Raw genomic sequence first — 20,653 nt, forward strand, 5'->3', positions numbered from 1 at the left:
GAGTTATTATAGTTGCCATATGAATCGTAGAGCGATACTGTCTATTTCACTCGTCAGTCTTGCTGGGTGTACAGTAAATCTTGGCGACAGTTCTGATGATTCTGATGGAGATGATGACTCTACACCGCTCGGAACGGATGATTCTGTCAGAGCTACTATTTACTATAATGCTCAGGATGTAGGTTTAGCTTACGCATATCTCAAAGATAATGCTGAATCGGAAGCTAACACTCCGACAAACGTAGTCCTACATACTGGTGAAAATCCTGAAGACGGGGAAGTTGTGTATGAGGTAGACGATCCTCAATCCTCTGAAGATACGAAATTAGAGTTTAGCGATTTCGGAGTTGAAGAACGAGAGAATCTCCCAAATACGTCTGTCACTGTGACCTATGAAGATGGATCTACAGAAGTGATTAGTGACCAATCTGTCGAGGGTAATAGCATACCGATTAGAGAAGAAATTATTGTAGATCAGGACTTACAAACTGGAGAAACAGTTATTACCGCACACCAGTTTGATGCCGAGTACATTACAGTTGAATCTGATGAAGAAATTGGTCGAATTGAAGAGCCGGGTGGTTCGGTAACAATTCCGATTGAAGAGGTGTACACGATTCAAGAGGGAGATCGATTATCTGGCAGTATTATGTTCAGAGTTGTTGCACACGTTGGGGGTGAAGAGAAAATGTTAGATCTGGTTGACGCTGGGTTCCCCGAACCAGAGTTTGAATCAACTCGGTCTTACAATGACCGACATATCACTGAATTTAAAATGTCACACTATGATGAAATTCAGGTAAGTTCAAATAATATCGCTGTTGGAACAGATAACCCTGATGCAGACTTATCTGAACAGATTGATGTTCCGATTACCGAGCCAACAACAACCGTGTCTGAGATACAGGTTATTGTAGAGGTTAAGACGGAGAATGGATATCTTGTAACATTCTTCACTTCGATAGACGAATAAAACGAACTGTTCTTTCTATGGGAAGTAGGTCGCGTCCCGGGGACGGCCCCACCCCACGGACAGTCCGGACGCTGCCGATCCGCCGCCGACTCCGCCCCGTTTCGCTCTCTTCGCTCTGGCGTCGTCGTTCCGCTCTCCTCGTTCCGCTCTCCTCGTTCCGCTCTCCGCGCTCCGTCCTCGCCGAAACCGCCGTTTTTTGAGCGCGCGTCCCCTGAAGACGCGTATGGTCGCAGACGAGGGGGCCGCCGGTCCCGATTCGGACCCCGACCCCGACGACGTCGACGCCGCGGCGCTGTTAGCGCGCGCGGGCTTCGACGCGGACGAGAGCGTTCTCACCCGCCGACAGGCCGAGGTGCTGGCCCTCCGCGAGCGGGGACTCCGCCAGTCCGACATCGCGGACCGGCTGGGCACGTCGCGCGCCAACGTCTCCAGCGTCGAGGCCAGCGCCCGCGACAACGTGGCGAGCGCCCGCGAGACGGTCGCGTTCGCCGAGGCGCTCGCCGCCCCGGTCCGCGTCGAGATCGAATCGGGGACCGACCTCTACGACGCGCCGAAGCGGGTGTACGACGCCTGCGACGAGGCGGGCGTGAAGGTGAACCAGACCGCGCCCGACCTGATGAAGACGATCGGCGACCGCGCGGGCGACGCGGTCCACGGACGCGAGGTGCGCGACCGGCTGTTCGTCACCGTCGACTCCGACGGGACGATCCGGGTGCGGCGGCCCTGAGCCGGCGGCGAAATCCGCCCGGTCGCGTCACCTCACTCCGCCAGCCGCTCGGCCACGCCGACGAGCGTCGACCCCGCGGTGACGGTCGCCTCGCGAGCGATCGAGTAGACGATCCCGTCGCGGTCGGCCGCGGCGGTCTGGAGCGGCTCGAACGTCGCGGGGTCGTGAACGACGCCGAGGCGGTCGCCTTCTTCGACCTCGTCGCCGACCGAGAGGTCTCGCTCGGGGGTGAACAGCCCGGAGTCCGCGGCCTCGACGCGCCCGAGGTGGTTCCGCGCGACCGTGCCGTCCCACGGCGCCGGCTCGCCGGGCAACAGGCCCTCGTGTCGGAGCACGCCGAGCAGTCCGTCGACGCCGGCGTCGACCGCCTCGGGGACGACCTCGCGGCTGTGCGCGAGCTCCGGGGTGACCGTCGGGATCCCTCGGCGGGTGGCGGCGACGCGGAGCTTGCCGGCGAAGCCGCGTTCGGCCCACTCCGCGTCCGCCTCGTCTCCCGCCGCCTCCGCGAGCAGGAGGTCGGTGCCGAACGCCTCCGCGAGCGCTCGGCAGGCCGGGTCGTCCTCCATGTACACCGCGTGCGTGAGCATCGCGGGCGACCCGGTGTGGAGGTCGACGACCGCGTCCGCCGCGCTCGCGAACCGCCACAGCCGGGCCGCCATCCGCTCGTGGAGCGTCCCGTCGGCGTCGCCGGGCCAGCAGCGGTTCATGTTCGAGTGGACCGCGTCGAGCGACTCCGGCGTGGTGTACGAGACCCGGTCGAAGGTGAGCGGGTCGGCGACCGGGACGGTGACGAGGGTCCCCGAGACCGCCGCGTCGACCGCGTCGTCGGCCGTTCCCGTCAGCCGCTCGTGGAGCCGACGGAGGGCCGCCGTCCCGTTCACCTCTCTGCCGTGCTGGGCCGCCTGCGCGTAGACGACGGGGCCGCCGTCCGTCGGCGCGTCGAGTTCGGGACCGTCCGCGCCGTCGACGAGGCGCCCCTCGCCGTAGGCGTGGACGGTCGTGCGGATCGGGCTCCCCGAGGGGAGCCGCGCGAGGACGAGTTCGCGAGCGTCGTGCATACCGGAGCGTCGTCCCTAACGGGCTTATAAATCGGGGCGAAGAGGCGAAGCGTCGACGGCACGCGCTTGGGTGCCGACTCGACCGGCCGACCGCGGGTACGGCTCCGACCGACCGACCACGGGAACGGCTCCGGCCGGGCGACCGCGGACGCTAAGTCCGTGGGCCGTCGACCCCGATCCGAGATGCGGGTCACCCTCCTCGGCACCGGCGACACGACCGGAACGCCGACGGTCGGCTGCGACTGCGACACCTGCGCCGCGGCGCGCGAACGCGGGGTGTCGCGCTCGCGGTTCTCGGTCCACGTCGCGAACGAGCGCACGGGCGAGTCGCTGCTCGTCGACTTCAGCCCCGACTTCCGGAGCCAGTTCCTCGACAACGACGTGCCGCTGCCCGACGCCGGCATCGTGACGCACATCCACTTCGACCACCTCGACGGCCTCGGCAACGTCTACCGGCTGGTCGACGGACTCCCGGTCCACGCGCCGAACGAGACCGACCCCGCCACCGACGAGAGCGTTGCGGAGACTATCCGCGCGAAGTACGACTACCTCGAAGACCGGATCGGCGTCCACTCGCGCGCGCCGTTCGAGCCCTTCGAGACGTGCGGGTTCGAGGTCCGGTTCGTCCCCGTCGACCACCCGCCGCTGCTGTGTTACGGCGTCGTGGTCGAGGACCCCGAGACGGGCGCGAAGCTCTCGCTGACGGGCGACACGAGCTACGACGTCCCCGAGCGCTCCCGCGAGGCGCTTTCCGACGCCGACCTCCTCCTCGCCGACGCCATCGTCCCCGCGTCGCTCTGCGAACACCACCCGATCGGCGGGCGCCACGAGGGACCCGACGGCGTCCCGCGCACGTTCGGCACGAAGCACATGACTCGGGAGGGCGCGCTCGCGCTCGCCGACGAGCTGGACGCCGACCGCACCCGGCTCGTCCACCTCGCGCACTACTACCCGCCCGACGAGGCGTTCGAGGAGCCGCTCGCGGCGGACGGGGAAGTGTACGAGCTGTGAGCTGTATCCTTTTGTCTCGCTAGCACGTACCACGGTAGAGATGAGCGTTCGATCCCGGGTCGTCGACGCGCTCGACCGGCTGGAGCCGCCGCCGCGCGCGGTCGACTGGTCGCTGTTCGCGTTCGTCGTCGCCGAGGCAGTGACGGGACTCGTCTCGTTCACCGTGGGCGTCCCCGAGGGGTGGCCGCTCTTCTGGCTCCACCGCGCGCTCGGCGTCGGGATCGTCGCCCTCCTCGGGTGGAAGCTCGCGCGGGTCCGCCGCCGGCTCACCGATCCCGGCCTGTGGCGGCGGTCGACCGCGCTGTCGGTCCTGACGCTCGTCGCCGCGCTCGGCGCGCTCGCGACCGGGACCGCGTGGGTGTTCGGCCTCGACGTGCGGATCTCGTACTGGACGCTCCTCTCCGTCCACGTCGGGTTCGGGCTCGCCCTGGTCCCGCTCGTGGCCGCGCACGCGACGACCCGGTTCCGGCTCCCCCGGCGGGTCGACTTCGAGCGCCGTCGGACTGCAGTGCGCTACACCGTCCTGCTCGCCGCGGGGGCGGCGACGTACCGCCTCCAGCAGGGCGTCAACGACCTGCTCGACACGGCCGGCGCGGACCGGCGATTCACCGGGTCACAGCCGCGGGAGGGCGAGGGCAACGCCGCCTTCCCGATCACCTCGTGGGTCGCCGACGACCCCGACCCGATCGACCGGGACGCGTATCGGTTGACGGTCGATGGACTCGTGAGCGACCCGTTCGAGCTCGGCGCCGACGAACTCGACGCCGGCCACCGGACCGAGGCGCTGCTCGACTGCACGAGCGGCTGGTACACGGTACAGGAGTGGGGCGGGATCCGCGTCGGCGACCTGCTCGACGCGGCCGGCGGGACGGCGGTCGAGGACGCAGACCGCGAGCCGGCCTACGTCCGGTTCACGTCGGTCACGGGGTACCGGTGGAGCCTCCCGCTAGCGGAGGCGGAAGACGCCCTGCTGGCGACCCGCGTCGGCGGCGACCGGCTCTCGCACGGGCACGGCGCGCCGGCCCGCCTCGTCGCGCCAAACCGGCGGGGGTTCCAGTGGGTGAAGTGGGTGACCCGCGTGGAGGTCCGGGCGGAGTACGACCTCGGTCAGTGGGTCGTGACACTGGTGAGCGGGTTTGAGTGAACCCGGAGTCAGGACTCCGGTCTTCGTGTATCGACTCCGGATTTCAGTTCCCGGCGCGTCTCCCGTGCGTGTTCGGGTGCGTCGCTTCCTTCCCAGAGACCGGCCCCGGACCGACGGTCCTCGTGGTGCTCGCGGAGCAGCCGCGTGAGCAGGTTGTCGAAGGTCTCGTCGTCGCCCTTCAGCGACGCGAGGGCGGCGTGCGTCTCCTCGTCGACACGAATGCGCTTCGCCATGTGAACCAGTTGCCACTCGATTGCAATACCGTTTCACCGACCAAACTCACTCGTACTCGCTCCCGACGACCTCGCGGATGCGCTCGGCGGTCACCGGGCCGACGCCCTCGACCTCCAAAAGGTCGTCCTCGGGCGCGGTCATCACGGCCTCGACGGTGCCGAAGTGTTCGAGGAGGGTCCGCGCCGTGACGGGGCCGATGTCGGCGATAGAGGAGACGACGTATTCCTGCTGTTCCGCGCGGGTCTTCGTCGTCTTCTCGCCGTGGACGCTCACCTCGCGGTCGCGGGTCTCCTGCTCGCGCTTGGCGATCGTCGCGAGGAGTTCCGTGGTGTCTCCCTCGTCCTCGGTCCGGAGCACGCTCACGTCGAAGTCGACCGCGAGCGACGCGAGCGCGCCCCGGATCGCGTTGGGTTCGATGTCGCGCTGGCCGTAGAGGTTCGTCCCCTCGACGACCATCACGGGGCGGGCGTACGCCCGCGAGAGCTCGCCCACCTGCTCGAACATCGACCGGTCGGAGTCGAGCATCGAGTCGACGAAGTCGGCCGCCGACTTGCGCTCGACGGCGACGCGGTCGGAGAGCACGTAGTCGCCGACCGCGAGCGTCTCCAGCCGGGTGACGAGCCCGTCGCGCGTCGAGAGGTCCTTCGCGATGGCGGAGTCGAGCTCGCGCTGGTCGACGACGACCTCGACGCCCTCGTCGACGCCGGCGGTGGCAACGACGCCGTCGTCGTCGCTGTCGGCGCCATCGTCGCTGTCGTCCGCCTCACCTTTCGGCGTCGTCTCACGGTCGTCCCCGTCCTCATCGCTCTCCCGCGCTTCCGCGGCGAAGTCGGTGAGGCCGGCGTCGCCGTCGACGGCAGTGTCGCCGCCGTCGTCGCCATCGTCACTGCCAGCCGCGCTATCGTCGGCTTCCGCTTCGGCGTCCGCCTCGGTCGATCCCCCGGAAAACGCGTCGAGGCCGGCCTGCCCGTCGTCGCCGACGGTCTCCTCGATGTCGTCGGTGGCCTCCTTCAGCTCCGAGAGCTGGCTGGCCATCTTCTTCTCGCGCCGGCGAGAGATCCAGAAGAACGCCTCGTCGCGGGTGTCCTCGGCCATCAGGACGACCACCTTCCCCTCGGCCTGCCGGCCGGTCCGGCCCTTGCGCTGGATCGAGCGGATCGCGGTCGGGACCGGCTCGTAGAAGCAGACCAGATCGACCTCGGGGACGTCGAGCCCCTCCTCGGCGACCGACGTGGAGACGAGCACCTCGAACTCGCCGGCCTTGAACTCGTCGAGCGTCTCCTGCTGCTGTTTCTGGCTCATCCCGTCGGATCCCTCCTTGTCGCCCTGGCCGACGAACTTCCGCACGTCGAAGCTCGCGGAGAGGAACTCCACGAGCGCCTCGGCGGTGTCGCGAGATTCGGTGAAGAGGATGGCGCGCTCGCCCTCGTTGATCCCGAGGGTCTCGGCCAAGAGGATCCGGGCCTTCGAGAACTTCGGGTGGAGCCCGTCGAACGACTCGGCCTTCCGCATCGCCTCGCGCACCTTGGGGTCCGCGACCATCCGCTGGCTCGCCTTCGAGGCGCCCGACGAGCGGGCGGCCTCGCGCTGGCGCTCGAAGTAGCGTCGGACGGACTCGACGGACTGGGTCTCGACCAGTTCGGTCGCGCGCCGGAGCTTCATCACCTCGGCGTGGGTGCTCATCCCCTTGTACCCGTCCGACTGGTCGTTGTCCATCATCTTCTTGAGCTTCCCGCGCATCTCGTTGAGGTCGCGCTGGGAGAGGTCGGGACTCGTCTTGTTCGTCACGCCGAGCGACTTCAGCTTCTCCAGTCGGTCGGTGATCACCTCGTTGAGCGCGTCGCGGATCGCGAGGACCTCGTCCGGGAGCGTCACCTGCTCCCACTGCACGTCGGTGTCGTGGGTGTACTCGTCGACGTCGGCGTCCGCCTCGGTCATCACCTCGACGTTCGAGAGCCCGAGGTTCTCACAGACCGTCTCGATCTCCTCGGTGTCGCCGCCGGGCGAGGCCGACATCCCGGTGACGAGCGGGTCGGCCGCGTCGGCGTGGTAGCGCTCCGCGATGTAGACGTACGCGTAGTCGCCGGTCGCGCGGTGGCACTCGTCGAAGGTGCAGTGGGTCACGTCGCGCAGCGAGATCCGGTTGCCGACGAGGTCGTTCTCGACGACCTGCGGGGTCGCGATCACGATCCGGGCGTCCTCCCAGAGGGCGGCCCGATCGTCGGGTTTCACGTCGCCGGTGAAGACGACGATCTCGTCGTCCGGGACCGAGAGCGCCTCGCGGTAGAAGTCGGCGTGCTGCTGGACGAGGGGTTTGGTAGGGGCTAAAAAGAGCGCCTTGCCGCCCGCCTCGTGGAGGCGTTCGGCGGTGACGAGCAGGCTGACCGTCGTCTTGCCGAGACCGGTCGGGAGGCAGACGAGCGTGTGTTCGTCGGCGGCGGCGTCGGCCAGTTGGAGCTGGTAGCGGCGCCGCTGGAGGAAGTCGTCGACGAGCAGGGGTCTATCGATACCGGCGGCCTCGGTCGCCATCAGCGGTGCTTCGCCGCCGTCGGCCTAAAGCCTTCGCGAAGCGGGGTGAAAGTTATCGGTCGGCGGAGCGCTCCTCGCGGAGCTCCTCCGGTACGTCCTCGTCGACCAGCTTCGCCCACTCGACGAGTCGGTCTCCGGATGGCGTTTGGGCACTCATCACGCGACGGATCTCAGTGGGACGTATTAACAGTTACTCCGATTCCACACGAACAGTCATCGAGGTCGCCCGCGATACACGCCGTCGCTCGTCGGACCGCGACGCCCACCGCCGCTCGGCCGACCGCGACTCGCACGCCTTTTACCGCTCACGCGCCTCGGGCCGGCATGAGCAACCTCGACGAGTTCCTCGCGGGCGAGCGGCTCGACGACGTCGTCTTCTACCTGAGCGACGCGTACCTCGACGACGACTCCCGGCTCCGCAGCGTCGGCACCGAGACGGACGACGGGGTCCGGCTGATCCTCGACGGCGAGACCGGCCGCTCCGCGTTCGAGGCCGGCACCGGGATGGGCGCGATGGAGTTCGCGAAGACGGCGATGGGCGCCGAGGGCGAGATCGCTCGCTCGCTCGACGACGGCGCGTGCCCGTTCGCGGACGGCGATGGAGACGAGGACGGCCCCGACGACGAGCACGAGGTCCGGTTCGTCTTCGCGTTCGCGGAGGCGCAAAACGAGGAGGTCGGCGGTCTCTACGCCGAGGGCGACGTGGTCCACGCCTACGCCCACTGCACCTGCGGCGAGAGCTACTCGCACAAGTGGGTCGTCGGCGAGCGAGACGACTGAGAGACGGAACCGGAGAGACCCCCTACTCCTGCTCGGGCGCGTCTTCCTCCGGCACCGACCCGTCGACGAGCGACTGGTCGGCGTACTGCTCCCGGAGGTCCTTCTTCGAGAACTTCCCGGTCGCGGTCTTGGGCACCTCGTCGATGAACTCCACCGCGTCCGGCACCCACCACTTCGGGTACTCCTCGCGGAGGCCGGACTCGATCTCCTCGACCAGGGCCTCGCGGTCGACCCCGTCGGCCGCGACGACGAACGCGACCGGGCGCTCCTGCCAGCGCTCGTGGGGGACGCCGACCACGGTCGCCTCGCTCACGCCGTCGTAGGCCATGATCGCGTTCTCCAACTCGACGCTGGATATCCACTCGCCGCCCGACTTGATCACGTCTTTCGTCCGGTCGACGAGCTGGATGTAGCCGTCCTCGTCGACGGTGACCACGTCGCCGGTCTTCAGCCAGCCGTCGACGAACTCCTCCTCGCTGGCCTCGGGTCGAGCGAAGTACTCCTTCGTGACCCACGGCCCGCGGATCCGGAGCTCGCCGAACGCCTCGCCGTCCCACGGGATCTCCTCGCCGTCCTCGTCGATCACCTCGAACTCCAACCCGGGGACGACGAGCCCCTGCTTCGACCGCTTGTCGACCTGCGTCTCGTAGTCGGCGTCGCGGAGGTCGCTCGTGAGGTGGGAGACGGTGCCGATCGGCGACAGCTCCGTCATCCCCCACGCGTGGAGCACCTCGACGCCCCGGTCGTCGTACCACTCGATCAGCGACTGCGGCGCGGCCGCGCCGCCGACGATCACGGTGTCGAGCGTCGAGAGGTCGACGTCGTTCCCCTCGCCGATGTACTCCCGGAGGCCGAGCCACACCGTCGGAACGCCCGCCGAGACCGTCACGCCCTCCTCCTCGATCAGCGCGGCGAGGTCGGCCGGGTCCGGCGACGGTCCGGGGTAGACGTGTTTCGCGCCCGCCGCGGTCGCCGTGAACGGCATCCCCCACGCGTTGACGTGGAACATGGGAACGACCGGCATGACCACGTCGGAGTCCTCCATCGGGATCCCCTGCGGCGTCTGGGAGGCCATCGTGTGACTCCACAGCATCGACTGGGTGTACTCGACACCCTTCGGCTTCCCCGTCGTGCCGGAGGTGTAACAGAGCCCGGCGGGCTGGTCGCTGTCGAGCTCGGGCCAGTTGTACTCAGTCGGCTGGTCCGCGATGAACTCCTCGTAGGGCGTGGCGTCGAGCGCGTCGATCTCGGACGACCCCATGGAGACGAAGTCCACGTCGTCGAACTCGGCGGCGCCCTCGGCCGCGCCGGCGAGTTTGGGGGCCAGCGACGCGTCGACGAAGACGATCTCGTCTTCGGCGTCGTCGACGATGTACCGGATGTGCTCGTCGGGCAGCAGGGGGTTGATCGTGTGGAGCTGCGCGCCCGTGCTCGGAACGCCGAAGTACGTCTCGAAGTGGCGGGTGTGGTTCCAACAGAAGGTCGCTACCCTGTCGCCGCGTTCGATCCCGTGCTCGTCGAGCGCGTTCGCGAGTTGAGCCGTCCGATCGGCGTACTCGGCGTAGGTGTGCCGCGTGCGACCCTCGTGCGTCCGAGAGACGATCTCGGTGTCGGGGTAGAGTCGTTCGGCGCGCCACAGGAACGGTCGAAGCGTCTGGGAGTGTCCACCGGGCATACCTCACACACCACGAAGTCGAGAACTATGAACATTGGCATGATTGATCGTGAGCGTCGGACGACGAGGTGACCGCGTCGAACGCTCTGGTAGATCGTTGTCGACGACGGATCAACGGTGGACCGGTCCGAGGGCTTGATCAAGCAGTTATCAATGGTCGTGAGCAACGCGGTGAACATCTCTAAAGCCCCAGCCGCTCGCTTATAAGACGTTGACAGCGGATCGACGGTGAACACCTCCAAAGCCCCAGCCGCGAGGACGACTTACGCTCGCTGCGCTCCTCAGTCGCTCGTTTCACTCGCTCCTTGCGGTGCTTTCGTCGCCTAAGTCGTCCTCGCGGCTGCCCCTTTGAGTCCCACCCGACCGCACAGCCTCACACCTCCCCAGCCTCGCGGTTCGCGCTCTTCGAGCGCTCACCGCGTCCAGCGAGAATCGAAGATTCTCTGGCAGCCGGCGCGTAGCGCCGGCGACCTCGCACGCGCTCTTCGCGCCCTTCGGGCGCTCAGAGGCGCGCGCCGACCGCACCTGAGACATTATTTAAAAGGAGTACACTACCCTCTGAAAAGGCTCGCGTGAACCGGCGCGTGGTCCGGCTCGGGGCGCGCGGACTCGTCGTCCTGGCCGCCGTCGTCGGAGACGGCGCGGCCCCCGACGCCCTCCGCGAGGAAGTCTCGGAGCGGCGGGCCGACGTGTTCGGGCTCGACGAGGAACGCGTCGTGGCCGTGGTCGGAGTCGATCACGTGGTGCGCCACCGGGGCGTCGCCCGCGCGGAAGGCGTCGGCGAGCGACGACGACTGCTCGACCGTGAAGTGCCAGTCGGCGGTGAAGCTCAACAGGAGCGACTCGCCCTCGAAGGCGCCGAGTGCGTCGGCGTCGGTGCCGTGGCCGGCGGCGAGGTCGTACTCGTCCATCGCGCGCGTGAGGTTGAGGTAGCTGTTGGCGTCGAAGCGCTCGCTGAACCCCTCCGCCTGGTAGTCGAGGTACGACTCCACCTCCCGGTACGGGAAGAACGCCGCCGTCGGCTCCGGCGGGAGCCCGAGGTCGCCCTCCTCGCGGGTGAGCGAGTCGCGGCCCGCCGATCGGCGGCCGAACTTCCGCTCCATCGACGCCTTCGAGAGGTACATGATGTGGCCGATCTGACGGGCCAGAGCGAGCCCCTCGTCGGGCGAGGGCCGCCCCTCGCCGTAGTAGTCGCCCCCGTTCCAGTCGGGGTCCGCGCGGATCGCCCGTCGAGCGACCGCGTCGAGCGCGAGGCACTGCGCGTCGAGCCGCCCGGCGGTCGCGATGGCGACCACGCGGTCGACGTCGTCCGGGTAGCGCTTCGCCCACTCCAGGGCGTTCATCCCGCCGACGCTCCCGCCGACGACGGCGCGGAGCCGCCCCACGCCGAGGTGGTCGAGCAGGCGGCGCTGCGCGCGCGCCCAATCCTCGACCTGCACCGGCGGGAAGGCGGTGCCCCACCGGTCGTGGTCGGGCTCCTCGGGGAGGTCGAGGTCGGCGGGGCGCTCGCTCGTCGGTCCGGTCGTGCCGTAACAGGAGCCGGGGACGTTCGCGCAGACGACGTAGTACTCCGTGGTGTCGATCGCCTTCCCCGGACCGACGATGTCGTCCCACCACGCGCGGGCCTGTCCGGCCTGTCCGGCCCCGCGGGTCCCCTCGTCGCGCTCGGGTGCGGGCGACCGGGCGACGTTCTGGCTACCGGTGAGCGCGTGACACACCAACACCACGTTGTCGCCGTCGAACTCGCCGTGGGTCTCGTAGGCGACCTCCAGGTCGGGGACCGACTGACCGCACTCGAAGGCGAACTCGCCGAGGGAGGCGACGCCGTGATCGGTCGGAACGGTGCTCACGGCGTCACACCTCCCGGTCGTCCGCGTCGTCGATATCCGTGCTGTCCGCGGCGCGCTCGCCCGCCGCCAACCCCCGGTCGAGGTCGGAAATCACGTCGTCCGCGTCCTCGATCCCGACGGAGAGCCGGAGCATCTCCGGGTAGACGCCGGCGAGTCGCTGCTGGGTCTCGTCCATCTGCGCGTGGGTGGTCGAGGCGGGGTGGATGACGAGCGTCTTCGCGTCGCCGATGTTCGCGAGGAAACTCGTCAGGTCGACCGCCTCGCAGAACGTCTTGGCGGCCTCGTAGCCGCCGTCGACGCCGAAGGTGACCATCCCGCCGAAGCCGTCGAGGTACTCGGCGGCGTTGTCGTGGCTCCGGTGGTCCTCGAAGCCGGGGTACGCCACCCAGTCGACCCGGTCGTCGTCCCGGAGGAACTCGGCGACGGCCCGGGCGTTCTCGCAGTGGCGCTCCATCCGGAGCGGGAGCGTGTTGAGCCCCTGGATCGTCTGCCACGCGTCGAAGGGCGACTGCTGGCCGCCGGTCGGGCGCACCCCGCGCTGGCGGGCGACGTTGGCGAAGGCGGCGTCGCCGAACTGCTCGACGAAGTCGATCGGGTAGGCCGGCGACTGCCCGTCGAGCTCGCCGTAGTCGGCATCGGGGTGGTCCCACGGGAACTGGCCGCCGTCGACGACGACGCCGCCGACGGTCGTCCCGTTGCCGGTGATCCACTTCGTCGTCGACTCCCAGACGACGTCGGCGCCGTGCTCGAACGGCCGGCAGAGGTAGGGAGTCGCGAACGTGTTGTCGACGACGAGCGGGACCGCGTTGTCGTGGGCGATCTCGGCGAGCCGCTCGAAGTCGGGCGTGACGAGCGAGGGGTTCGCGATCGTCTCGACGTGGACGAACGCGGTGTCCTCGTCGATCACGTCCGCGTACGCCTCGTCGTCGAGCGTGTCGACGAGCCGCGCCTCGATCCCGCGGCGGTTCGCGATGCTCGTGAGGTACGCGGCCGTGCCGCCGTACATCTCGGAGCTGGCGACGACGTTGTCGCCCGCGCTCGCGAGCACGGTCACGATGGCGTCGAACGCGGCCATCCCCGAGCCGGTCGCGACCGCGTCGGAGCCGCCCGACAGGTCGGCGAGCCGGTCTTCGAGGACGCCCACGGTCGGGTTGGAGAGCCGAGAGTAGATGTGGCCCTCCGCCCGGAGCGCGTACATCTCCGCCGCCGTGTCCGCGTCGTCGAAGACGAACGAGGTCGTCTGGTGGATCGGGGTCGCGCGCGACCCGGTCGCCGGGTCGGCCTCGGCGCCGGCGTGGAGACTCCGGGTGTTGAACCCACGTGTCATGTGTGTAGTGCATATATCTCAATGCATCTATAACCGCCAGTTACGGCAAGTGATGCCTCCGCCTGCGTCGAAGCGGCGCGATCGGCGCAGTTGCGGTCGTCTCTCGCCGGCCGCCCGAAGCGTGAGTTTATCCCCGGTCGCGAGCCAACGGTCGGTAATGGCAGTCGCCGATCCACCCGTCCCGGAGCTCACCGGGCGCGCGAGCGCCTGCGCCGACCGGCTCCGCGCCGCGGACCGCGTGCTACTCGCGTCCCACATCGACGCCGACGGGCTCACGAGCGGCGCGATCGCGTCGACCGCGCTCGCGCGGGCCGGGATCGACCACGAGGTCGTCTTCGAGAAACAGCTCGACGCCGAGTCGATCGCGGGGATCGCCGCGCGCGAGTTCGGCGTGGTGCTGTTCACCGACTTCGGCTCCGGCCAGCTCGACGTGATCGCCGACCACGAGGACCGCGGCGACTTCGTCCCCGTGATCGCCGATCACCACCAGCCGGCCGACCGCGAAACGACGTTCCATCTCAACCCCCTGTTGGAGGGAATAAACGGCGCGAGCGAGCTGTCTGGCGCGGGAGCGAGCTACGTGCTCGCCCGCGCGCTCGAGGGGCCGGACGGGGACAACCGCGACCTCGCCGCGCTGGCGGTGGTCGGCGCGGTCGGAGACATGCAGGACTCCGACGGCGGACTCGTCGGCGCCAACGAAGCGATCGTCGCCGACGGCGTCGAGGCCGGCGTCATCGAGACGCGCACCGACCTGGACCTGTACGGCAGGCAGACCCGACCCCTGCCGAAGCTCCTCGAGTACGCCTCGGACGTGAAGATCCCGGGCGTCTCGAACGACGAGGCGGGCGCGATCGCTTTTCTCACCGACCTCGACATCGACGTGAAACGCGACGGGGAGTGGCGGCGCTGGGTCGACCTCGACGGCGAGGAGCGGCAGGTGCTCGCGTCCGGGCTGATGCGCCGCGCCGTCGCCTCCGGCGTCCCCGCCGACCGGATCGAGGCGCTCGTCGGGACCTCCTACACCCTCGTCGACGAGGAGCCCGGCACGGAGCTACGGGACGTGAGCGAGTTCTCCACGCTGCTCAACGCCACCGCCCGGTACGAGCGGGCCGACGTGGGGCTCGCGGTGTGTCTCGGCGACCGGGGCGACGCGCTCGCGGAGGCGCGCCGGCTCCTTCGGAATCACCGGAGAAACCTCTCCGAAGGGCTTCAGTGGGTGAAGACAGAGGGCGTCACCGAGGAGGAGCACCTCCAGTGGTTCGACGCCGGCTCGCGGATCCGCGAGACGATCGTCGGCATCGTCGCCGGGATGGCGATCGGCTCGCCGGCGGTCGACCGCTCGAAGCCCGTGATCGCGTTCGCCGAGGAGAGCGCCGAGGAGCTGAAGGTCTCTTCGCGGGGATCGCACGCGCTGGTCCGGCGGGGGCTCGACCTCTCGGCGGTGATGCGCGAGGCGAGCCAGGCCGTCGGCGGCGACGGGGGAGGCCACAACGTGGCCGCGGGCGCGACGATCCCGATCGGCGAGCGCGACGCGTTCCTCGCGGAGGCGGACCGGCTGGTCGGCGAACAGCTCTCGTAGCGAAACGGGACAGCGGAAGAGAGACCGCGCGGTCCGGTCGCGTCAGGCCTCGCCGAGGTCGCGAAACATCGCGCGGTAGTCGTCGGACGACAGGGACTCGCCGAGGTCGTCGATGTCGGCGTCGAGGTCTTCGAGCCGCTCGACCAGTTCGGCGTACGACTCGTTCCCGTCGCGCTGGGCGGCCGGTTTCTGGGCGTTGAGCACGGCGCGCTTGCTCGCCAGCGCCGCCGCCTCCTGAATCAGGCCGTCGTACTCGCTGCGAGTCAACAGCGTGTCGATCGCCGCGAGCAGTTTTGAGCGGCTGACGGGTTTGGTGAGGTACAGGTCGAACCCCATATCGATGATGTCGAAGTCGGGTTCGACCGCGGTGACCATCGCGACGCGGCAGTCGTAGCCGGCCTCGCGGATGTGTTCGAGCACGTCGTCGCCGCTTCCGTCGGGGAGCCGACGGTCGAGCAACACCACGTCGATCGCGCCGTCGACCCGATCGATAGCTTCGGCGGCGGTCTCGGCGAGGTCGACCTCGTAGCGCTCCTCGAGAAAGCCGGCGTACAGCGCGGCGATGTCGGGTTCGTCCTCGACGACGAGGACCGATGGCTCGCTCACCGCCGATCACCGCCGGGGGCGACGGGGGACGCTTCACCGGGCATACAGGAAGGGGCGGCGTGTCGAGGAATAAACCTGTCGCCGTCCGTGTGAGCGGCCCGTCGGATCGTCTTTTATATACTCCGGTCGCCAATGACGGGACGAATGTCAGAACTCGTCTCCACTGGGGTCGAGGGGCTCGACTCGATCCTCTCCGGCGGAATCACGGAGCGATCGACGGTCCTCGTCTCCGGGAACCCCGGGACCGGCAAGAGTATCTTCGGGATCCAGTACCTCCACCACGGCGTCACCGAACACGACGAGCGAGGGGTGTACGTCTCCTTCGAGGAAGACGAGGCGGACATCCGCGGCGCCGCCGAGTCGATCGGGTTGGAGGGGTTCGGCGACCTCGTCGACAGCGGCGACATCGTCATCCTCGACAAACGCGAGATGCTGCGCGAGACCGACTTCTCGACGGCGGTCGACAAGCTGCTAGACACGATCGAAGACGGGGAGTTCGACCGGCTGGTACTCGACTCGCTGTCGATGTTCCAGCTCTTCTTCGACGCCGAACAGGAGAAGCGGACGTACCTCCTGAAGTTCTCAGACATCCTCAAGGCGAACGGGCTAACCTCACTACTCATCAACGAGCAGGGCGCGGTGTTCCCCGACACCGAGGTCGGGTTGGAGAACTTCCTCACCGACGGGAACATCTACTTCATCCAGACGCCGACCGACTCCGGTGTCAACCGGTACGTGTGGGTGGCGAAGATGCGGAAACAGGACATCGACACCGACATCTTCCCGATGGAAATCGGTGAGGGCGGGATCACCGTCCACGAACGAGCTGGCGGGTTCTCGATGATGGGGCGGTCCGAGAACCCCTCGTTCTGACTCCGGACGGCCCGAGCGGGGAAAACGCGGTGTCGCGGGGACGAGCGACGGTTACTGACTCGACGAGAGGTCGCGCCACACGTCGTCGAGGCGGTTTTTCACCGCAGAGCGCTCCTCGACCTCCACGGTGAGTCCGTCGCGGAAGTCGACCTCGACGCCGTCGACCTTCCGGCGGTACACCTTCACGCGGCGGTGCTCGTCCGAGAGCGGGCGGTCGTGGAGCTCGAGCAGGTCGGCCTCCTCGAGCTCGTTGATCCGACGGTAACACGTCGCGATCGGGACGTCGAGCTCGTCGCTGAGGTCCTGCGCGGACTTCGCGTCACCGGTCGCGGTCAGGATGTCCGTGTTGTACTTGTTGCCGAGCACCGTGATCAGATCGTCCCCCACCATTCACGTTATCGCTGTTGATTTTTTGTCTTAAAAGGATACCGGTGATCGCTCCGGCGCGAGAATCCGGTCCGGTGGCACGTCGGCCGCCCTAACGGGGTTCGCTCGCATCTACCGATTCACGCGTGTTATCGACGGTGATAGCCGCCACCGCAGATTTATAACCCGACTCCGGCCACGGTGCGTATGGAGCTCATCGAGGGGCTGTATCTCGTGACGACCACCGTGTTGGCGGGCGCGAGCGCGACGCTGCTCGCGTTCGCGGTCTCCGCGTACCGGTCGTCGGGGCGGACGGCGATGGCGTACCTCGCGGTGGGGTTCGGGCTCGTCGTCGTCGCCGCCGTGGCGACGCCCGTCGCCGCCTTCCGGACCGCGTTCGCGAATCCGCAAGCGCTGCTGCTCGTCAACACCGGCCTGCTGGCGGCGTCGATGGCGCTGGTCGCCGGGAGCCTCGCGGTGTACGAGCCCGGCACGCAGGAGTTCGTGATCCCCGACTCGGAGCTGGCACGGATCCAGGACCGCTGAGGCGGAGCGAAACCGCCGGAGCGACCGAGTTGGTTGGGGAGTTTGAAGCGGATCATCTCGGCGAGCACGCCCGCTAGCGCCGCATATTCGTCTGCCGATCGCCGTCGATCCGACCGGTGATACCGAGCGATCAGAGATCCAGAGCCGATAATCGGATCGCGATATCGTTGATATTTTCAGAAATTATGATCCTAAATAGAACCTGAAAACCGCAACACTGCAGTGTTTTATCAGTTCGAATAATCGGCACGGAGTCTTTAATAGGGAAATTCCACTCCCTAGCGATAACGCCCGCCGGGCAGGCCGGGGGCCAACGCAACACACAATGTTCGAAACACTACTGGACGAGGAAGAGCGCGGTCAAGTGGGGATCGGGACCCTCATCGTGTTCATCGCGATGGTGCTGGTGGCGGCGATCGCCGCCGGCGTCCTGATCAACACGGCCGGCTTCCTTCAGACGCAGGCGGAGGCGACGGGCGAGGAGAGTACGAGTCAGGTGAGCGACCGGCTGCAGGTCGTGAGCCAGTCCGGGAACGTGACCGGTGAGCCTCGAGAGGTTGATCATCTGAACATCACCGTGGCGCAGTCACCCGGTGCTGGCAACATCGATCTCAACGAGACGAGCGTCGAACTCATCGGAACGAGCGGACAGGAGACGTTCCAGCTCAGCGATGAGAACGCCAGTATCGACATTTACACCGGAGAAGAGGGTGATGTCGTGCTGACCGACGCCAGCGACCGTGCCGATATCGGGATCGACCTGACCAGCGACATTTACGAGCCGCTTGAGGGCGGCGACCGCTTGTCGGTCACCTTCACGACGGCTTCAGGAGCGACCACGTCGGCCGAACTTCGCGTCCCGACGACGCTGACCGATGAACAGACGTCTGTGAGGCTGTAACAATGTTCGAATTCATCAACAACAGTGAGGACCGCGGTCAGGTTGGTATCGGGACGCTCATCGTGTTCATCGCGATGGTCCTGGTTGCGGCGATCGCCGCCGGCGTCCTGATCAACACGGCCGGCTTCCTTCAGTCCCAAGCGGAGGCGACCGGTCAAGAGAGCACCGACCTCGTGTCGGAACGGATCGACGTGACGAGCGAGGTCGGCATCGTCGGCAACAACAGCACGGGTGAGTTGGAGTCGATCAAGATCAGCGTCTCCGGCGCTGCCGGGGCCGACCAGATTGACCTGTCGGAATCGACTCTTCAAGCGGTCGGACCGAACGGACAGGCGAACCTCGTCTTCACAGACACGAACGCTAGTGGTGGGGACACCATCGCGAACGCGAGCCAGCTCAACGCGAGCGAGTTCGGCGTTCAGGACTCGAACGGTGAGTTCGTCGACGGCGGCGATGCCGTACTCGACGACGACACGGACTACACGATCGTCGTGAACCCCGGTACGCAGCCGTTCGGGAGTATCACGGAGGGTAACGTCTACGCTGACGGTGACGGCTACACCTACGCACACAACGACAGCGCCGAGGAGGCGTTCGGTGAGGGTCAGACCTCGTCGCTCGAGATCGTCTCGCCGTCGTCGGCGACGACTTCGGTCGAACTGAACGCCCCCGACCTCTTCACCGAGGACGGCGAAGCGGTCCGGCTCTAACGAGCCTCGAACAGCCCCCTAACCACTGTCCCGGCGGAATCGGTTCGCCCGGAACACCTATTTTCTCGCATCACCACGGCTACGCCATGAGTGACCACGACGCACCGACGGCCGACCCGGAGGCGACGCCGGCCGACCCCGACGAGCTCGACTTCACCGACGACGAGAGCGTCGTCGAGATCGGGGAGAGCCGGTACGTCGTCGGGACGAACGGCCGGCCCAACGTCCGCCGGTCGCAGCCGGACCCGTCCCCCGCCGACGAGACGGGCTTCACGGCGGCGGACCCAGCGAACCCGGCGGAGCGACGGCCCCCGGATCCCGGCGGCGGCCACCCGCAGGGCGGTGCGAGCGGTCGGCCGCAGGCCGACCCCGCGAGCCACCAACGAGGCGCCCGCGGCGCCTCCGAAGTCGACCGGCAGTCGGTGAGCCGGTGGCTGGCGAGCTCCTTCGACGACGACGGGTTCACCTACGGGATCGACGCGACGCTCCACGTCGACGGCGACACCACCCGCCAGCGGATGGTCTCGAACGACGTGACGGCGACGTTCGACTCGCTCGTGTCGTGGTTCGCGTCCAACGCGGGACCGAACTCGCCGACGCCCGAGGCGCTCGGGCTCCTGCTCGTCGCGAGCGAGACGACCGTCGACATCCCGCCGGTGGCGATCAAGCGCTTCGCCGCGAGCCAGGGACTCACGGCGAGCGACAGCATCGGCGACCTCGTGCGCGCGGCGGAGGATTCGGGCGGGTTCCGGATCGAATAGCGGGAGCACGTCGGATCGCGTGTCGTTGGCGACGATTTATAACTGAACGACGGTGGATCGATAGGAGCACTTCCAAAGCCTCAACGGCTGCCCTTTTGAGTCCCTCCCCGTTCCGCACCTTACCGCACCTTACCGCACCTTACCGCACCTCACGCCTCCCCAGCCTCTTCGCTCGCCTCTGGCGAGCGACTCACTCGCCGTTCTCTTCGCGCCCGCTGGGCGCTCGGCAGCGCGCGCCACCGCCGTTTGTTTATAAACAATGTCGCGCTCTCACGAGCAGTCACATATCGCGTCGTCGTCTTCGATCGACAAGTTCCACTCCCGGCTGCACCAGAGCCGGGTACCTGCTTATAAAAGAACGAGCAGCGCGACGCCGAGCAGCGCGAACACCGCGTACAGCCCGGCCATCACCTCGCGTTTCAGCGGGCTCCCGAGCGGCTCCGCGGTCAGGCGACGGATCGGCGGGAGGATCGCGATCCCGCCGAGTATCAGGGGGAAGGCGCCGATCTGCGGGACGAGCGTGAGCGCGACGACGATCGTCCCGTAGCCGAGGACGTAACAACCGCGGCGCCAGAGTTGCTCGCGGTCGGTGAGCTGATCGGTCGGGACGAACCCGGACTCGCCGCCGTCGGTCCCGTCGTTCTCGCCGCCCGCACCTCCGGAGCCGGCGGTCATCTGCTGGGCCTGCCGCTGCACGTACTCGTCGAGCTCCTCGGCGGCGTCTTCCGTCTGAGGGGCGCCGCAATCGACGCAGTAGCGGGCCTCGTCGTCGAGCGACGAGTCACACCGGGGGCAGGTCTTCATCCTCATCGAAAGGGCACCACGGGCGGACTTAACTCTTCGGAGCTTTGCTGACGGCCAGATACCGCTGCTGTCTGTCGATTCGGTTCGTTTCACGTTCCCGGAGAGCCGGTCCGGTTCTCCGACTCGATAATCGGGAGGGTACGCTTTAGTCGCTGAGATCCCGAGGGCGTACCAACAGACGGCGGGCCGTCGAAGCGAC

At 67.5% G+C, this 20,653-nt stretch carries 20 protein-coding genes; 11 read left to right on the top strand and 9 right to left on the bottom strand.

Features of this window, described 5'->3' with window-relative positions:
* The first annotated feature begins 19 nt into the window (after nt 1-19).
* Together C469_RS16940 and C469_RS14980 are read left to right on the top strand one after the other, a co-directional pair.
* Nucleotides 20-973, top strand: coding sequence for a hypothetical protein (locus C469_RS16940; RefSeq protein ID WP_147587327.1), 954 nt, complete (start codon nt 20-22; stop codon nt 971-973).
* A gap of 223 nt (nt 974-1,196) precedes the next feature.
* On the top strand, nt 1,197-1,700 hold the full coding sequence (locus C469_RS14980) for a Tfx family DNA-binding protein (protein WP_008008099.1): 504 nt from the start codon (nt 1,197-1,199) through the stop codon (nt 1,698-1,700).
* Between the two features lie 32 nt (nt 1,701-1,732).
* Here the strand turns inward: C469_RS14980 and C469_RS14985 are convergent, their stop codons facing one another.
* Complete coding sequence (locus C469_RS14985) at nt 1,733-2,758, bottom strand: succinylglutamate desuccinylase/aspartoacylase family protein (protein ID WP_008008100.1); 1,026 nt, start codon at nt 2,756-2,758, stop codon at nt 1,733-1,735.
* 183 nt (nt 2,759-2,941) lie between these two features.
* On the opposite strand from C469_RS14985, the gene C469_RS14990 reads away from it, so the two are divergent.
* Complete coding sequence (locus tag C469_RS14990) at nt 2,942-3,769, top strand: MBL fold metallo-hydrolase (protein ID WP_008008101.1); 828 nt, start codon at nt 2,942-2,944, stop codon at nt 3,767-3,769.
* 40 nt (nt 3,770-3,809) lie between these two features.
* Complete coding sequence (locus C469_RS14995) at nt 3,810-4,913, top strand: molybdopterin-dependent oxidoreductase (RefSeq protein ID WP_008008102.1); 1,104 nt, start codon at nt 3,810-3,812, stop codon at nt 4,911-4,913.
* 8 nt (nt 4,914-4,921) lie between these two features.
* Here C469_RS14995 and C469_RS15000 read toward each other — a convergent pair whose 3' ends face one another.
* Together C469_RS15000 and C469_RS15005 are read right to left on the bottom strand one after the other, a co-directional pair.
* Nucleotides 4,922-5,146: an antitoxin VapB family protein gene (locus tag C469_RS15000; RefSeq protein ID WP_008008103.1), complete on the bottom strand. Its 225-nt coding sequence runs from the start codon at nt 5,144-5,146 to the stop codon at nt 4,922-4,924.
* A 46-nt stretch (nt 5,147-5,192) separates the two neighbouring features.
* A complete protein-coding gene (locus C469_RS15005) occupies nt 5,193-7,676 on the bottom strand; it encodes a DEAD/DEAH box helicase (protein WP_008008104.1) in 2,484 nt (827 codons plus the stop codon).
* Between the two features lie 324 nt (nt 7,677-8,000).
* Between C469_RS15005 and C469_RS15010 the strand changes: the two genes are divergently transcribed.
* On the top strand, nt 8,001-8,456 hold the full coding sequence (locus C469_RS15010; RefSeq protein WP_008008107.1) for a DUF5807 family protein: 456 nt from the start codon (nt 8,001-8,003) through the stop codon (nt 8,454-8,456).
* A gap of 22 nt (nt 8,457-8,478) precedes the next feature.
* On the opposite strand, the gene C469_RS15015 is transcribed toward C469_RS15010, so the two are convergent.
* The 3 genes from C469_RS15015 to C469_RS15025 form a co-directional block, all read right to left on the bottom strand.
* Entirely contained in the window at nt 8,479-10,131 is a 1,653-nt protein-coding gene (locus C469_RS15015) for a long-chain fatty acid--CoA ligase (protein ID WP_008008114.1), read from the bottom strand.
* A 551-nt stretch (nt 10,132-10,682) separates the two neighbouring features.
* On the bottom strand, nt 10,683-11,981 hold the full coding sequence (gene metX / locus C469_RS15020; RefSeq protein ID WP_008008120.1) for a homoserine O-acetyltransferase MetX: 1,299 nt from the start codon (nt 11,979-11,981) through the stop codon (nt 10,683-10,685).
* A gap of 4 nt (nt 11,982-11,985) precedes the next feature.
* On the bottom strand, nt 11,986-13,308 hold the full coding sequence (locus tag C469_RS15025) for an O-acetylhomoserine aminocarboxypropyltransferase/cysteine synthase family protein (RefSeq protein ID WP_008008121.1): 1,323 nt from the start codon (nt 13,306-13,308) through the stop codon (nt 11,986-11,988).
* 157 nt (nt 13,309-13,465) lie between these two features.
* Here C469_RS15025 and C469_RS15030 point away from each other — a divergent pair, with 157 nt between their 5' ends.
* Entirely contained in the window at nt 13,466-14,887 is a 1,422-nt protein-coding gene (locus tag C469_RS15030) for a single-stranded-DNA-specific exonuclease RecJ (RefSeq protein ID WP_008008123.1), read from the top strand.
* 42 nt (nt 14,888-14,929) lie between these two features.
* On the opposite strand, the gene C469_RS15035 is transcribed toward C469_RS15030, so the two are convergent.
* Nucleotides 14,930-15,493 (bottom strand): response regulator transcription factor, encoded by a 564-nt coding sequence (locus C469_RS15035; RefSeq protein ID WP_008008125.1) that lies wholly within the window; start codon nt 15,491-15,493, stop codon nt 14,930-14,932.
* Nucleotides 15,494-15,637: 144 nt separating this feature from the next.
* Between C469_RS15035 and C469_RS15040 the strand changes: the two genes are divergently transcribed.
* A complete protein-coding gene (locus tag C469_RS15040) occupies nt 15,638-16,366 on the top strand; it encodes an RAD55 family ATPase (protein ID WP_008008127.1) in 729 nt (242 codons plus the stop codon).
* A gap of 51 nt (nt 16,367-16,417) precedes the next feature.
* Here C469_RS15040 and C469_RS15045 read toward each other — a convergent pair whose 3' ends face one another.
* Nucleotides 16,418-16,756 (bottom strand): helix-turn-helix domain-containing protein, encoded by a 339-nt coding sequence (locus tag C469_RS15045; protein ID WP_008008129.1) that lies wholly within the window; start codon nt 16,754-16,756, stop codon nt 16,418-16,420.
* A gap of 183 nt (nt 16,757-16,939) precedes the next feature.
* Between C469_RS15045 and C469_RS15050 the strand changes: the two genes are divergently transcribed.
* From C469_RS15050 to C469_RS15065, 4 genes are all read left to right on the top strand, one after another.
* Nucleotides 16,940-17,278, top strand: a complete 339-nt coding sequence (locus C469_RS15050) for a hypothetical protein (protein ID WP_008008130.1) — start codon at nt 16,940-16,942, stop codon at nt 17,276-17,278.
* 325 nt (nt 17,279-17,603) lie between these two features.
* Nucleotides 17,604-18,179: an archaellin/type IV pilin N-terminal domain-containing protein gene (locus C469_RS15055; protein ID WP_008008131.1), complete on the top strand. Its 576-nt coding sequence runs from the start codon at nt 17,604-17,606 to the stop codon at nt 18,177-18,179.
* 2 nt (nt 18,180-18,181) lie between these two features.
* Entirely contained in the window at nt 18,182-18,889 is a 708-nt protein-coding gene (locus C469_RS15060; RefSeq protein ID WP_008008132.1) for an archaellin/type IV pilin N-terminal domain-containing protein, read from the top strand.
* An 86-nt stretch (nt 18,890-18,975) separates the two neighbouring features.
* Complete coding sequence (locus C469_RS15065; RefSeq protein WP_008008133.1) at nt 18,976-19,650, top strand: DUF7500 family protein; 675 nt, start codon at nt 18,976-18,978, stop codon at nt 19,648-19,650.
* A 348-nt stretch (nt 19,651-19,998) separates the two neighbouring features.
* Here the strand turns inward: C469_RS15065 and C469_RS15070 are convergent, their stop codons facing one another.
* Nucleotides 19,999-20,454 carry a zinc ribbon domain-containing protein gene (locus C469_RS15070; RefSeq protein ID WP_008008134.1) on the bottom strand — a complete coding sequence of 152 codons (456 nt, stop codon included), beginning with the start codon at nt 20,452-20,454 and terminating at the stop codon, nt 19,999-20,001.
* Between the last annotated feature and the right edge of the window lie 199 nt (nt 20,455-20,653).

Origin of the sequence: Halorubrum lipolyticum DSM 21995 (assembly GCF_000337375.1) — an archaeon.
GTDB classification, from domain to species: Archaea; Halobacteriota; Halobacteria; order Halobacteriales; family Haloferacaceae; genus Halorubrum; species Halorubrum lipolyticum.